Origin of the sequence: Acinetobacter sp. FDAARGOS_494, assembly GCF_003812225.1 — a bacterium.
Taxonomy (GTDB): Bacteria; Pseudomonadota; Gammaproteobacteria; order Pseudomonadales; family Moraxellaceae; genus Acinetobacter; species Acinetobacter baumannii.
In genome coordinates this window covers 544,817-557,198 of record NZ_CP033866.1, presented here as the reverse complement: position 1 = coordinate 557,198, position 12,382 = coordinate 544,817, and the positions used below count along the sequence as shown (strand labels likewise).

The 12,382-nt window shown below is 37.0% G+C and carries 12 protein-coding genes and 1 pseudogene; 4 read left to right on the top strand and 9 right to left on the bottom strand.

What is annotated here, in order from left to right; genetic code table 11:
• Positions 1-99 precede the first annotated feature (99 nt).
• From EG365_RS02910 to EG365_RS02885, 6 genes are all read right to left on the bottom strand, one after another.
• Complete coding sequence (locus tag EG365_RS02910; RefSeq protein ID WP_002016829.1) at positions 100-1,014, bottom strand: DMT family transporter; 915 nt, start codon at positions 1,012-1,014, stop codon at positions 100-102.
• Positions 1,015-1,056: 42 nt separating this feature from the next.
• Positions 1,057-1,263 (bottom strand): type II toxin-antitoxin system Phd/YefM family antitoxin, encoded by a 207-nt coding sequence (locus tag EG365_RS02905; RefSeq protein ID WP_000816060.1) that lies wholly within the window; start codon positions 1,261-1,263, stop codon positions 1,057-1,059.
• Between the two features lie 202 nt (positions 1,264-1,465).
• Entirely contained in the window at positions 1,466-2,800 is a 1,335-nt protein-coding gene (locus EG365_RS02900; protein WP_001076001.1) for an MFS transporter, read from the bottom strand.
• 327 nt (positions 2,801-3,127) lie between these two features.
• Positions 3,128-4,252: a mandelate racemase/muconate lactonizing enzyme family protein gene (locus tag EG365_RS02895; RefSeq protein WP_000695106.1), complete on the bottom strand. Its 1,125-nt coding sequence runs from the start codon at positions 4,250-4,252 to the stop codon at positions 3,128-3,130.
• Positions 4,253-4,353: 101 nt separating this feature from the next.
• The gene (locus tag EG365_RS02890) at positions 4,354-5,451 is read right to left on the bottom strand and encodes an alcohol dehydrogenase family protein (protein ID WP_000244009.1); all 1,098 of its coding nucleotides are present in this window, start codon (positions 5,449-5,451) and stop codon (positions 4,354-4,356) included.
• Positions 5,452-5,460: 9 nt separating this feature from the next.
• Positions 5,461-6,027 (bottom strand): TetR/AcrR family transcriptional regulator, encoded by a 567-nt coding sequence (locus tag EG365_RS02885; RefSeq protein ID WP_000030498.1) that lies wholly within the window; start codon positions 6,025-6,027, stop codon positions 5,461-5,463.
• Between the two features lie 318 nt (positions 6,028-6,345).
• Between EG365_RS02885 and EG365_RS02880 the strand changes: the two genes are divergently transcribed.
• The 3 genes from EG365_RS02880 to EG365_RS19295 all read left to right on the top strand — a co-directional run bounded on the left by EG365_RS02880 (position 6,346) and on the right by EG365_RS19295 (position 8,609).
• A complete protein-coding gene (locus EG365_RS02880; RefSeq protein ID WP_002000041.1) occupies positions 6,346-6,903 on the top strand; it encodes a TetR/AcrR family transcriptional regulator in 558 nt (185 codons plus the stop codon).
• 742 nt (positions 6,904-7,645) lie between these two features.
• Positions 7,646-8,209, top strand: a complete 564-nt coding sequence (locus tag EG365_RS02870) for a TetR/AcrR family transcriptional regulator (protein WP_001133249.1) — start codon at positions 7,646-7,648, stop codon at positions 8,207-8,209.
• 160 nt (positions 8,210-8,369) lie between these two features.
• Positions 8,370-8,609, top strand: coding sequence for a hypothetical protein (locus EG365_RS19295; protein WP_001989555.1), 240 nt, complete (start codon positions 8,370-8,372; stop codon positions 8,607-8,609).
• Between the two features lie 34 nt (positions 8,610-8,643).
• On the opposite strand, the gene EG365_RS02865 is transcribed toward EG365_RS19295, so the two are convergent.
• Together EG365_RS02865 and EG365_RS02860 are read right to left on the bottom strand one after the other, a co-directional pair.
• Positions 8,644-9,330 carry a pirin family protein gene (locus tag EG365_RS02865; protein ID WP_000995336.1) on the bottom strand — a complete coding sequence of 229 codons (687 nt, stop codon included), beginning with the start codon at positions 9,328-9,330 and terminating at the stop codon, positions 8,644-8,646.
• Between the two features lie 244 nt (positions 9,331-9,574).
• Positions 9,575-10,542 (bottom strand): annotated as a pseudogene (locus tag EG365_RS02860) (threo-3-hydroxy-L-aspartate ammonia-lyase).
• A gap of 253 nt (positions 10,543-10,795) precedes the next feature.
• On the opposite strand from EG365_RS02860, the gene EG365_RS02855 reads away from it, so the two are divergent.
• The gene (locus EG365_RS02855; protein ID WP_000528177.1) at positions 10,796-11,419 is read left to right on the top strand and encodes a helix-turn-helix transcriptional regulator; all 624 of its coding nucleotides are present in this window, start codon (positions 10,796-10,798) and stop codon (positions 11,417-11,419) included.
• Here EG365_RS02855 and bauF read toward each other — a convergent pair.
• A complete protein-coding gene (bauF, locus tag EG365_RS02850; RefSeq protein ID WP_000160878.1) occupies positions 11,416-12,276 on the bottom strand; it encodes an acinetobactin utilization protein BauF in 861 nt (286 codons plus the stop codon). The two genes, EG365_RS02855 and bauF, sit on opposite strands and share 4 nt — an antisense overlap.
• Positions 12,277-12,382: the final 106 nt, after the last annotated feature.

Sequence of the window (12,382 nt, the reverse complement as noted above, 5' to 3'; positions counted from 1 at the left end):
CGAGCACGATAAATAATCATGAGTTAATGACTTTTTATCATCATTGAAAATAAAAAATGAAAATATTTAAAATAAATTTTTATAAAATAATTATTATTTTTACTTTCTTTTAAGTGTGATGAGCATTACACCAAAAATATTAAGAAAACACCCTAGCCACTGGATTGTATTTAAATGCTCATTTAAAAGAAAGACTGAAAAAAGAATAGTAACAATTGGGCTAATAGATGAAATAATAGCTGATTGTGTTGCACCTACATACTCTATACTCAATATTAATAAGAGTGTGGGTAGAACTGTAACAAATAAACCTAAACAGATTCCGTACCAAATAACTTGTACAGGTAAAGAGCTAAGTAGTTGTACAGGATGACTGGTTACCATTAGAAAATGTATAAGTGTGCCAATACAAGCTGCAGATAAAGATAGTCCCGTTAAGTTCCATGAACCAAATTTTTTAATTAATGGTGGGGTAAGTAAGAGGTAGCAAGCAAAAGCAACTGCACTAGCAAATACTAAGCTTGCTCCAAACCAGAAGTTATGTTGATCCGGAAGCGTTTTTTGCTCTTGGAGCATCACAATGACTGTTCCTCCGTAACTTAAGACAAGTGCAAATATCGTTTTTGAACTTAATTTTTGCTTGAGGATAAAACTCGACGCTAAAACGGTCATAGTGGGATATAAAAATAAAATAATTCGCTCTAGTGACGCGGTAATAAACATGAGTCCATAGAAATCGAGCCAGCTAGAAATGTAATAGCCTAACAAGCCAACAGAAAGTAGATATAGAAAATCTATTAGCTTGATATTCCGATTTTGATGGCGACAAAACCAACAGATAACTAAAAAGAAGGGTAGAGCAATTCCCATACGGATAGCCATTAAGGTAATGGCATCTAATGATGGAGTAAGGCTATATGCCTGTTTAATAAAAATTGCTTTACTGCTAAATAGAAATGCAGAGATAAATGCAAACAAGGCACCAAGTTGAATTAAAGAAATATTGAGCTTCATGGAACCTTGCTGCATGAATAAAGAGTATTTTTGGAGATGTCTTTAAGCTTCTGAATTTTCTTTAGAAACTGAGATTTTATAGTAAGCAACATCGTATTCGGCTTTCTTGTAAGCCTCATAAGAAGTTTTGCTAATAATTACTGCAGATTCCCGACCTCTGCGAGTAATTTCTACAGGATGCCCAGCAACAGCTTGATCCATAATCATGGTAAGTTGTGCTCTAGCATTTGAATAATTCCACTGTTTCATATGTATTCTCCCTGACTAAAACATCTTCAAGATAGGTGAAATGTACGCTTCGCTTCAATGGATATATTTTCAAGATATGATGAGTTTTAATCATATATTCAGGCGATTTCTGCTCTTGATGAGCAATTTAAAATAAAGACTCAAAGCAAAATACTCTCTTTTTTAAGAGAAAGTATTTTGCTTTTTATTCAGAAAGTTTGAGTTAATGAAAAATTTCACTCATTGATTTACCCTTGGTTTCAGGCATAAATAGGTAGGTAATTACTGTTGCTATTAAGCACACCCCAGCAGCGATCCAAACTGCTAATGCTGCTCCATGTGCTGCAACAAACATAGGCATCAAAAACACACCTATAGCAGCGCCTATACGGGACATTGCTGCTGCAAAACCTGTACCTGAACAACTTATTTCTGGGCGTAACACTTCTCCGGGGATAACTGAAATCATCCCTGCAGTAATAGCATTAGCAAATGCAAAAACTAAAAAACCAATCAGAATCCATGTGGGGTGATTTGCAGCTAAAGCCACAACGACTAACGCAATAGTACATACGAGGATTGGAAGAATTGCCATTTTACGGCGCGACACTCTTTCAATTAACAATACAGCTGCAAGTGTTCCAAATACAGCAAATGTGTTGAGGAACAATCCTCCTTTAATACCGTCTTGCAAACCTAATTTTTCTAAAATCATTGGAATAAATACACCAATTGCGAAATAAGGTGCAGAAGTACCAATAAAATATATAGAAACTAAAGTGGTGCCTTTGATATTTTTACTTTTGAATAAATCAAAGAAGCTTGTCTTTTGTCCAACATTTGCATGCTTCTGATTTAAAATATCGTTCTTGTCTTCTTCAGTAAAATACTTATGTGCAATTCTAGAAGCTTCTTCTTTACGTCCTTTACTCATGAGCCAGCGAGGAGATTCTGGAATACCACTACGCATTAATAAAACGATTAAAGAGGGAATTGCACTAATTCCTAAAATCACATTCCAACTCGCAATATGATTTTCAATCATAATAAAACTTAGGGTATACGAGACAAGATATCCAACAAACCAAGAGGTTTCAGTCAAAATCAATAATTTACCTCTTAGGCGAGCTGGAGCAAATTCTGCAAGCATCGGCCAACCGACTGCATATTCAATTCCAATCGCGACACCCATTAATAGACGAGCTATAAAAAGCGTGTAGGGATCAGATGCAAAGAATTGTCCAATTGAGCATATGAAGAATATAAAAAGGTCGATCATGAATAGTGGTTTACGACCAAAGCGATCTGAAAAATATCCACCAATTGGAGCACCAAAGAAAATTCCAATGAGTGAGGCTGCACCAATTAAGCCTTGCCATGTAGTTGATAAATGCAAATCGGCTGTAATAGAGGGCATTAATGCACCTAAATAACCTAAAACAAATCCATCAATAAACATCCCGCCTGCCATGAGCCAAGCGAGTTTTGTCATAAAGCGACGTGCTATTTGATCTTGGGAAATTAACTGAGGTGGGGAAACCACTTGTTGTTGATTCATGATACGCTCCTTGTGTATCTTCCTTTTTTGTACATATGTACTTGCTTTAGTTTTTATGGGCGATTGAGGAATACTTTTGAATATAGTGACTCCTCATACTTCATCCTTCTCGCGCCATCTTTGTTAGTCCTTGAGCGTTATTGTTCTATTGAGTAGGTATATTTAAGACAATAGAAGGGAATAACACTCATTAAAAATGAATGTCTAGGTAACTTTGAAGTCTTAAAATTTGTCTTAAAACGTATATAGAAATGACTGTTTTAATTTTTAAAAACAGTCATAAATGTATAGTTTCTTGAGCTTGCCTTATTTAAATGAAAATCCTGTTTAGTCACCCCAAACAGCGACTGGTGAACCCAATAAATCTTCATCAACAGTAATACCAAGGCCAGGTTTGTTAGGGACCATCACACCGCCATCAACAATCGGTGCATCAAATTCTGCTGTGTGAATGCTTACCATCCCTCGTGTATCTAAAAGGCAACGTAGGTTTCTCTCAGGAATCGTTGCTCCAAGATGAGCAATTGCTGCAAATGGAATATCTGAACCTACAGTTTCTTGAACACTTAGAGAAAGCCCAGCTGCAAGACCAATGTCACGATGTCGGCGTGAGTGAGTTAATCCCCCAGCTTTGGAGATTTTTAAACCTACACCATCAATGAGATCTTCAGTAATTGCATGGATTAAATCTTCATCTTGCTGGATCAGTTCATCAAGAGAGAAAGGGACATCACAACGTTGACGTAATGATTTGGTTTCACGCCATGTTTTACATGGTGCTTCTAAAACAAAGTCGAGACCTTTAGGGAGTAAACGGAAAATTCTTAATGCCATTTCTGGTGTAAGGCCACCATTCGCATCCACAATAAAAAATTCACCTGGTTTTTGATCAGCCAAACTTGCTTTAATACGTTCAGCATCTAAGACTGGACCACCTTCGCTATCGACAGCACCAATTTTCACTGAGTGACCTAAATAACCCAGTTCACGATGTTTAGCTACATTTTCACGCATTGCGTCAGGGGTGTCGGCATGAATAGAAGAAATTACAGGTAGTCTACGACCAGTTGAACCACCTAATAATTCACATACAGGTAAATTTACCGATTTACCAAATAGGTCCCAACACGCTAGATCAAGTGCTGATTTGGCATGGTTATGTCCAACAAGAGCATTATCCATGGTCTCATTAATACGATCGACTTGACGGGGATCTTTACCTAATAAGTGAGGCGCAATTTCAGCAATACCGGCACGTGCACCTAAAGCGTGAGATGCAATATATGTTGAACCAAATGGTGTACTTTCTCCCCAGCCTTCTAACCCGTTATCTGCAATAATTTTTACGATGGAAGCATCGAAGCTACGATATTCACGGCCACCCGAAAGATGATATACACCACCAGAGTAAGGTAGATCGATTTGATAGAGCTCAATACGCTTAATTTTCATGAATATATCCTTGTCTTTAAGACTATTTATTCTTGGTGTTACTGATGACATCCGTATTGATTAGAAAGAAGCATAAGTAACACCATTCACTTAAATCTGATCTATACCTCAACTGATGGAACAGTCAAAACGAGCTTGCCCAGATGTTTCTTGCTCAGAAACTCTTCTTGAGCTTTAGCGATTTCATTGAGGGGATAAGTCTTAGCCACTAATGGACGAATTTCATTTTTCTCGATATATGAAATGAGGTTGGTAAACACTTCATCTTCTTGGAATGTACAGCCCATTAAAGTCAAATCATTCAAATACACTGTACGTAGATCGATCTGCGAAATAGGTCCAGCGATTGCTCCAGCATTTGCATAGCGCCCACCTTTACGTAAGACTTCTAATAAAGAAGGCCATTGTGGTCCACCAATCAAATCAATAACTACATCAATCGATTCTTTACCTAACTCTTTAACTAAGTCAGCATTACGGTCAATTACACGATCTGCACCACAAGCTAATACTTCATCAGCTTTAGATAATGAGCAAAGAGCAATAACTTGAGCACCACGGCGTTTTGCAAGCTGTACTGCTGCAGAACCTACACCACCAGATGCACCTGTAATTAATACAGTTTCTGCACCTAATCCAATTCGGTGTAGCATATTTTCAGCTGTTGAATAAGAGCAGGGAATAGAAGCTAATTCTTCATCTGTCCAATCTGAATTGATTTTGTAAGCTTCGGCAGATTTAACTGTAGCAAATTGAGCAAAACCGCCGTTACATTCACTACCAAAAGTCCAGCACTCATAAGGACGATAATCAACATAAGCACGTAACATAGTGCGGACAATGACTCGTTCACCAATACGAGATGGATCTACATTTTTACCGACTGCAACGATTTTTCCGCAGCAATCCGCACCTTGAATAAATGGGAATTTAAGAGGTGTACCTGACCAAGATGCATCATCATCGCTAATACTTTCAAGACCATTAGCACCACCTGTATTTGTAGCTTGTTCATTTGTCTTCGAGTACCAACCAATACGAGTATTAATATCTGTATTGTTTACACCAGCTGCAGAAACTTGAATTAAAACTTCATCATCTGCTGGGGTAGGAACTGTTACATCAGTACGATATTCAAGCTGGTCAAGACCACCGTGTCCCTTTAATAGCACAGCATGCATTTTAGTAGGCAGTACCATATGTTTCTCCTAGTGAAGTAGTGGGTGGGTTGTAGGTTGTAATAATTGATGGGCTAACTTACTGGCTCTTTGAATTGCTGCTTTACCACCGATTACAGGAGCTAAGGCAACGGCACCTTCAATGATGAGCATCAAACTTTCAGCTCTATCTTTAAAATGATCAGATGAAGTTTTAGCAAATTGGCCCATTAAAAAATCTAGTGTGCGTTGTTTATGAATAAGCACGGTCTGCACTATTTCAGTCTCTTTATGACGATACTCAGCTAGAGCACGTAAAAATAAACATCCTCTGTCACTTTCTTCTGTGAACCAGTTTTCCAACTCATTAAAAACGGCTACCCAATTTGGAATAGAGTTTTCTTTATTCTCAATGCATTGCTGTAGCTTTCTAAAAAAGCGTAATTCTCTTTCCTCAAGGACTTTTAAAATCAATTGTTCCTTTGAGTGAAAGTGTCGATAAAGAGTTCGTGGAGTTACCTCAGCTTCACGAACAATCTGATCAATTCCAGTTGCATGAAAGCCTTGATAGTCAAAAAGTCTCTCGGCAGTATTGAGAATGTCTTGGGCTTTGCTCATATAGAAAGGAGGTATAGTGAACGTTATATTTAAATTAGGTAGTGGTTAGCTTATTTTCAAAGGATTAATTTGCATGAATGCATGAGAAAAAGTCATGGATTGATAGTGAGTTAAATTTAAATTAATGAAAACTAAATAAATAATAAGAATTTTATTTTATATTTAAGGTACTTGTATATTAATTTTGAAGTGCAAGTTAATTAAAAACAAACATTAATTAGCTGACTTTTATAATTTTTATATTTTATAATTATAAATATGGAATATATGAAGTTCTTGCATATATTTTTTTCAATCTTTTTATAGTGCGGTTTATTTATGTCAAATATGGAAATTCCCTTTAGTTCATCAATGATTATCCATACTTCAAGATATCTTTTTGATCAACATGGATTTCATAATGTTGGAGTAGACCGTATCTCTAAAGAGTCAAATGTTAGCAAGATGACTTTTTATAAATACTTCAAAAGTAAAGAGAAACTAATTGAGCTGTGTCTTGAGTTTCATCAGGAAACTTTAATGCAACAAGTAAGTTCAATCTTAAGTGCAAACTTAAAAAGCCAAAATTTAGATAAGTTAAAAGAAATTTATTTTTTGCATGCTGATTTAAAAAGTCACTACCATTTAATATTTAAGGCTATATTCGAAATACAAAAAATATATCCTCAAGCTCATCGAGTAGTTATTAAGTATAGAGAATGGTTAATTAATATAATACTAGAAATATTATTAAATATTAAAAGCAATGCTTCTATTGAAGAAGCGAGATTACTTATATATATCATTGATAGTTCTATTATCCAGTCGCTTATAAATGATGAGATTGATCATAGAGAATATATATGGAGCTATTTCTCTAGTAAAATTTCACTCTAATAGTAAATCTGAATATGATTGAATTTTTAATGAAAATTAGGAAAGTTCTATCAGTCTTTGTAAGCCCAGAATCCTGTAACCTTTAAACTTTTTTAATGGTTACACCTCCAAAACTTTACCCTATAAAACTATTACCCTAACCCCACCTTTATAAACCCCTCTTAAACAATAACTTAATCATTATTTAGCCTTACTTTTTTAATGATCTAAATTAAAGCAAATGTCATTTTGTGTGCTTGACTGCAATAAATGTGAAGCTTATCCTTTGCCTGCTGGCCACATTGCCAGTCGGTTTTAGCAGACCGTGATGAAAGATCGCATCAGAGTTATTCCATCTGAGGGATACTCTTATGTGTAAACTCCTAGTCTCCTCCCGTAGCGGTAGGACGGGAGAGGGACACCTACGGGTGTGCTGGTTATATCTTTCACCAGTCTGCTAACCCTTTCTCGTTCTGCCACCATAATTTTAATGCTTTGGCAGAACTCCCAATAAAAAGGAGTTGGCTTTGCACATCCATTATTTCTTGGCAGCCTTTGCCAAAAGCTATAACGACACCACATAAACTTTAAAGCAGTTTGAGGGCTATTAGCGCTTTCAGGCTTTAAATCGTCACAACAAAAAACTTAGCAACAATAAAACTTGAGATGTGCCAAGCACAGTCTTTATAGGCTTTGCTGTGCCTTTTTTTCTCCCAAAAAAGTATCTCATTTACAAACAACAAGAATTTATAACGGTAAAACTATGCCAAATTTAGTTCTCCCAACACGTGCCTTATACGTCGTAAATAAAGCAATTGATCTGTTTCACCACCGGGGGTTCCACCTTATTGGCGTCGACAGAATAGTGAAAGAATCAGAGATTACAAAAGCGACTTTTTATAATTATTTTCACTCTAAAGAACGACTCATTGAAATTTGCTTGATGGTGCAAAAAGAAAAGCTCCAAGAACAAGTAGTCGCAATGGTTGAGTATGATTTAAGTACTTCCGCAATCGATAAACTCAAAAAGCTTTACTTTCTACATACCGATTTAGAAGGGCCGTATTACTTATTATTTAAAGCCGTTTTTGAAATTAAAAATAGCTATCCCAACGCTTATCAATCCGCAGTGCGCTATAGAACATGGCTAAAAAATGAGATTTATAGCCAGCTTAGAACACTAAAACCCGATGTCTCTTTTACCGATGCCAAACTATTTTTATATATGGTGGAAGGCACAATCATTCAGCTTTTAAGCTCTGGTGGGGTAAGCGAGCGGGAGGGTGTGTTTGAGTGTTTTTTACGAGGGCTAACTACATGCAAATGAAAAGTTTAGGGTTTTGCCAGTAGCGGCTAAATACGAGTCATAAGAAAGGGGGCTGTGCTGTATTTATCAAAAAATAACTTGTTTATTCAGCATGGCTCCTTTAAATAATGAAAGAGAAAAACAACAATGATCTCTATAGCTGTATGAGGGAGGACGTTATTTGAAGTTATTTATTGTGATATTTATTGCCATTTTTTCGAGTATTGGAATCATTTGCTTAATCGCATTACTCAGAAATTCAAAAAATTATTCACCATCGGGTGAGCATGATTATTCAGCTTCAACACATTCACCACACCACCATATTTACGATAACAGTCACCATAGTTCTCATTCATCAAATGATTGCTCATCATTTTCCGACTCAGGCGGATGTGATGGGGGCGGTAGCAGTGACTAAAAAGCCCTTTCATATAAAAGGGCTTTTAAGCAGTTTAAGGTAAATCAAACCAGATAAATTGGCTGTCTTCATTTGCATGAATCACGGCATTATCTTCAAAGACCAGAGCATCACCCGCTTTCACTTCGTACTCACCAATACGAACTTCACCTGAAATTACATGAACGTAATTTACTCGTTTTGAAGTCTCAACTGGCAGTTCACGACCTTTTTCAAGTACAGCAGATTTTACCTGTGCATCTTGGCGAATATGCATTGGTGCATTTGCGTCAGGGCCTGCAATCAAATGCCATTCGTTCGGTTGATTACGTGGGTCCAAACTAATTTGCTGATAATTTGGCTCGGCTTCTTTTACATCAGGAATAATCCAGATTTGTAATAAGTGCACTGGCGTATCGGTGTTATTAATCTCACTATGAGCAACACCTGTACCGGCACTCATAAGTTGCCATTCACCTGCTTTAATCTGGCCTTCATTTCCCATGGTGTCACGGTGTGAAATTGCACCATCAAGTACACAGGTTAAAATTTCCATATTGTCATGCGAGTGAGTGCCGAAACCGTTGTGGGCATCGATTCGGTCATCATTAATGACTCGAAGTGCACTTACCCCCATATATTTAGGGTTATACCAGCTACCAAACGAAAAGCTATGATAAGACTCTAACCAGCCTGCTTTAACATGACCACGATCTTCACTACGATGCAAATAAGCATTCATGACTCGATCTCCTCAATTATTATTTATCTCTTGAGGAATATGTTAAACCTGTGGGGTAAAGCTAAAAATAGAGTAGATGCAACATATTGTTGCATTTTTAAGATGATTAAGATTTTTATAAATATTCGTTTTAAATTTTAGATATAAAAAAAGCCTGTATAAAGCAGGCTTTTTAAAAAGACATTACATATAAATGCCTATCTATAAGGCTTTAAAGGAAATTATAGATAGACATTGAGTTTGATTAAGCAGATAAAAACTCCGCGTATTTAGAAATATCGACGTTGCCACCACTAATAATAATGCCGATACGTTTGCCTTTTAACTCATGTTTTAAATTACGGGCAGCCGCAAATCCAAGACATCCTGTCGGTTCAACCACCATCTTCATTCTTTCAGCAAAGAACTTCATAGCGTTAATGAGTTCTTCGTCTGTGACTGTCAAAATGTCATCAACTTTCTGTTGAATAATAGGAAAGGTCAATTTGCCTAAATATTGAGTTTGGGCGCCATCGGCAATGGTTGGAGGGGTATCAATATGAACAATTTCGCCTTTTCTAAAAGACATTTGCCCATCATTTCCTAGCGCAGGTTCAACGCCATATATTTTGCAGTTCGGAGAAAGCTGGCGAGCAGACAGGGCAGAACCTGCCAGTAAACCGCCGCCACCTAAACATACAAACAGGTAATCTAAATCACCAACTTCTTCAAATAACTCTTTAGCAGCCGTACCTTGACCTGCAATCACATGCGGATGGTCATAAGACGGAATTAATGTCAGACCATTTTTTTCAGCAATCTCTTTTCCAATTTTTCCCGATCTTCCGTATAACGGTCAAATTCAACAATATTGCCGCCGTATTCTCGCGTTGCTGCCATTTTTGCAGCAGGCGCATCTTTAGGCATGATAATGGTTGCAGGAATACCAAGAATTTTTGATGAAAGCGCAATAGCTTGTGCATGGTTTCCCGAAGAAAAAGCAACTACACCTGCTTTCTTTTGAGTCTCATTAAATTGTAAAAGTGCATTCATGGCACCACGAAATTTGAAAGCGCCTACACGCTGAAAATTCTCACATTTAAAGAACACTTCTGCTTCAAATTCATTGTTGACCGTACGTGAAGTTAAAACAGGGGTTTTATTTATAAAATCTTTTATACGTTCAGCAGCGGCTGCGACATCTTCATAATTTGGAAGGGTTAAATTTTTCATAATTAAACCTGATTCTATTCAATGTTTTCGGATGCAAGATTTCGTATTGCCAAGGAAAGCACAATCTATTGACCTTGTTTAGATAAAATATATATATTTAGATAAAATGTCTAATTTATTTTCTAATTTGATAACAAAGAGATATAAGATTTTGATTTACATTAAGTTTAAAATTAGATAAAAAGTCTAAATTACTGTTTGTGTACTTCACTCTAGGGTTTGAAACAGTAATTAAGTCATTAGGAGAAATACATTGGGCAATCGTGATAAGCATTTACTCACTCAACTTGATACTATCGCGAAAGGGTTAAGTGAAACACTTGCGCCTTTTTGTGAAGTGGTTGTCCATGACTTAACCAATCCTGAGCATGCCATACTTTCAATACACAATAATTTATCTGGCCGAAAAGTTGGAGATCCGGCAACTGAGTTGGGGCTGGCAAGAATCATGTCTCCGGAGTTTCCAAACCTTATTACAAACTATGCTAACCAGTTTGCAGATGGTCGCCCTGCAAAAAGCACCTCGATCGGCATTAAAGATGAAGAGGGCCAGTACGTAGCCGCTTTATGTATGAATATTGATTTAACCTTATTTAGAGGGATGCAAAGCACTTTAGAGCATTTCACTAAAATTGAAACTGACAGCATTATTGAAAACTTGGAACCGAATGGCACGGAAGCAATTCGAAGATATATCGATCAGTTTGCTTCAAAACATGCCACTACACCGCGTATGTTAAAACTCAATGAGAGAAAGCAATTAATACAAGAACTCAAAAATAATGGCTTACTAGAAATTAAAAAGGCGGTGGAAACGGTTGCCCAACATTTAGGTATATCCAGAGCCAGTGCCTATTTGTATGTAAAAGAAACTTAATTTGCCAAATCGAGGTCATCATATTCGTTCAAGGTCTTACCTTGCTGAATATGTTCCTGATAATGTTGAGCGCGCAGTTTGTCTAACTCTGAACTTGATACGCCATCTCTCCAGTAGCCAGCAATGCGCACGTCATTTTTATTTAAGTGTTGATCTTCTAGAAAAAATTGACGTAAGGCTCTTGCTTCGTTGCGTTCGCAAGCTGCCCAAATCGTAATATTTTCATAATTTTCTAGCGCAAATGCTGCTTTTAAAAGAAGACCTTTTTGTGCCGTGTGATGTTCTTTATGGAACGAATGAATTTTGACATGCTCAAGTTCGGGTAATTGGCTAGCAATGTCTTTTTCAAAACTTTCAATGAAAATATCCGCACTTATGCCGAGTTCCCATTGCTTAAGTATTGAATATAACGCGGGTACAGCCGTATCGTCGGCAAACATGACCACATGCTTTTTGGCTGTGAAATTGGGAATGAAATGGGGGCGGGGACCAATAAGCCCGATTTTTGTACCCACTTGAGCCGAATTAAGCCATTCCATTGCTGGGCTTAAATCTTCATGTTTAACAAAATCAATTTCGATTTGAGCATTTACAGGGTTAAATGAACGGACCGTATAGACGCGTGAAATGGGTTGTCCCTCTGGCGGATTGTTCACAATTAACCGAATTGCCAAATTGGGAGCTTGCCAAAGCTCTGGTTGTAATGTGTTGATTTTTCCTTGAATTCTTACAATAGAAGGATACGGCGTCTGAATCGAGACAATAGTCATCTCAAGCTGTTCCATATCTTGTAAATGGTCTTTTTCTTTTAGTAAGTCGCCATATTCTTGTTTCGATTTTTCTGCAATTTTTGTCATATATATAACCCAAGCTTAATGATTACTATAGTGATGCGCGACGAGATAAATTCGGCTTTTTTTTGAGATAATTACCTTCCTATCTCGTTGCACATTATGCAAAATA

Excerpts from the sequence above, each read along its gene's own strand:
- EG365_RS02910 (WP_002016829.1), bottom strand. The coding sequence starts at position 1,014 with ATGAAGCTCAATATTTCTTTAATTCAACTTGGTGCCTTGTTTGCATTT.
- EG365_RS02905 (WP_000816060.1), bottom strand. The coding sequence starts at position 1,263 with ATGAAACAGTGGAATTATTCAAATGCTAGAGCACAACTTACCATGATT.
- EG365_RS02900 (WP_001076001.1), bottom strand. The coding sequence starts at position 2,800 with ATGAATCAACAACAAGTGGTTTCCCCACCTCAGTTAATTTCCCAAGAT.
- EG365_RS02895 (WP_000695106.1), bottom strand. The coding sequence starts at position 4,252 with ATGAAAATTAAGCGTATTGAGCTCTATCAAATCGATCTACCTTACTCT.
- EG365_RS02890 (WP_000244009.1), bottom strand. The coding sequence starts at position 5,451 with ATGGTACTGCCTACTAAAATGCATGCTGTGCTATTAAAGGGACACGGT.
- EG365_RS02885 (WP_000030498.1), bottom strand. The coding sequence starts at position 6,027 with ATGAGCAAAGCCCAAGACATTCTCAATACTGCCGAGAGACTTTTTGAC.
- EG365_RS02880 (WP_002000041.1), top strand. The coding sequence starts at position 6,346 with ATGTCAAATATGGAAATTCCCTTTAGTTCATCAATGATTATCCATACT.
- EG365_RS02870 (WP_001133249.1), top strand. The coding sequence starts at position 7,646 with ATGCCAAATTTAGTTCTCCCAACACGTGCCTTATACGTCGTAAATAAA.
- EG365_RS02865 (WP_000995336.1), bottom strand. The coding sequence starts at position 9,330 with ATGAATGCTTATTTGCATCGTAGTGAAGATCGTGGTCATGTTAAAGCA.
- bauF (WP_000160878.1), bottom strand. The coding sequence starts at position 12,276 with ATGACAAAAATTGCAGAAAAATCGAAACAAGAATATGGCGACTTACTA.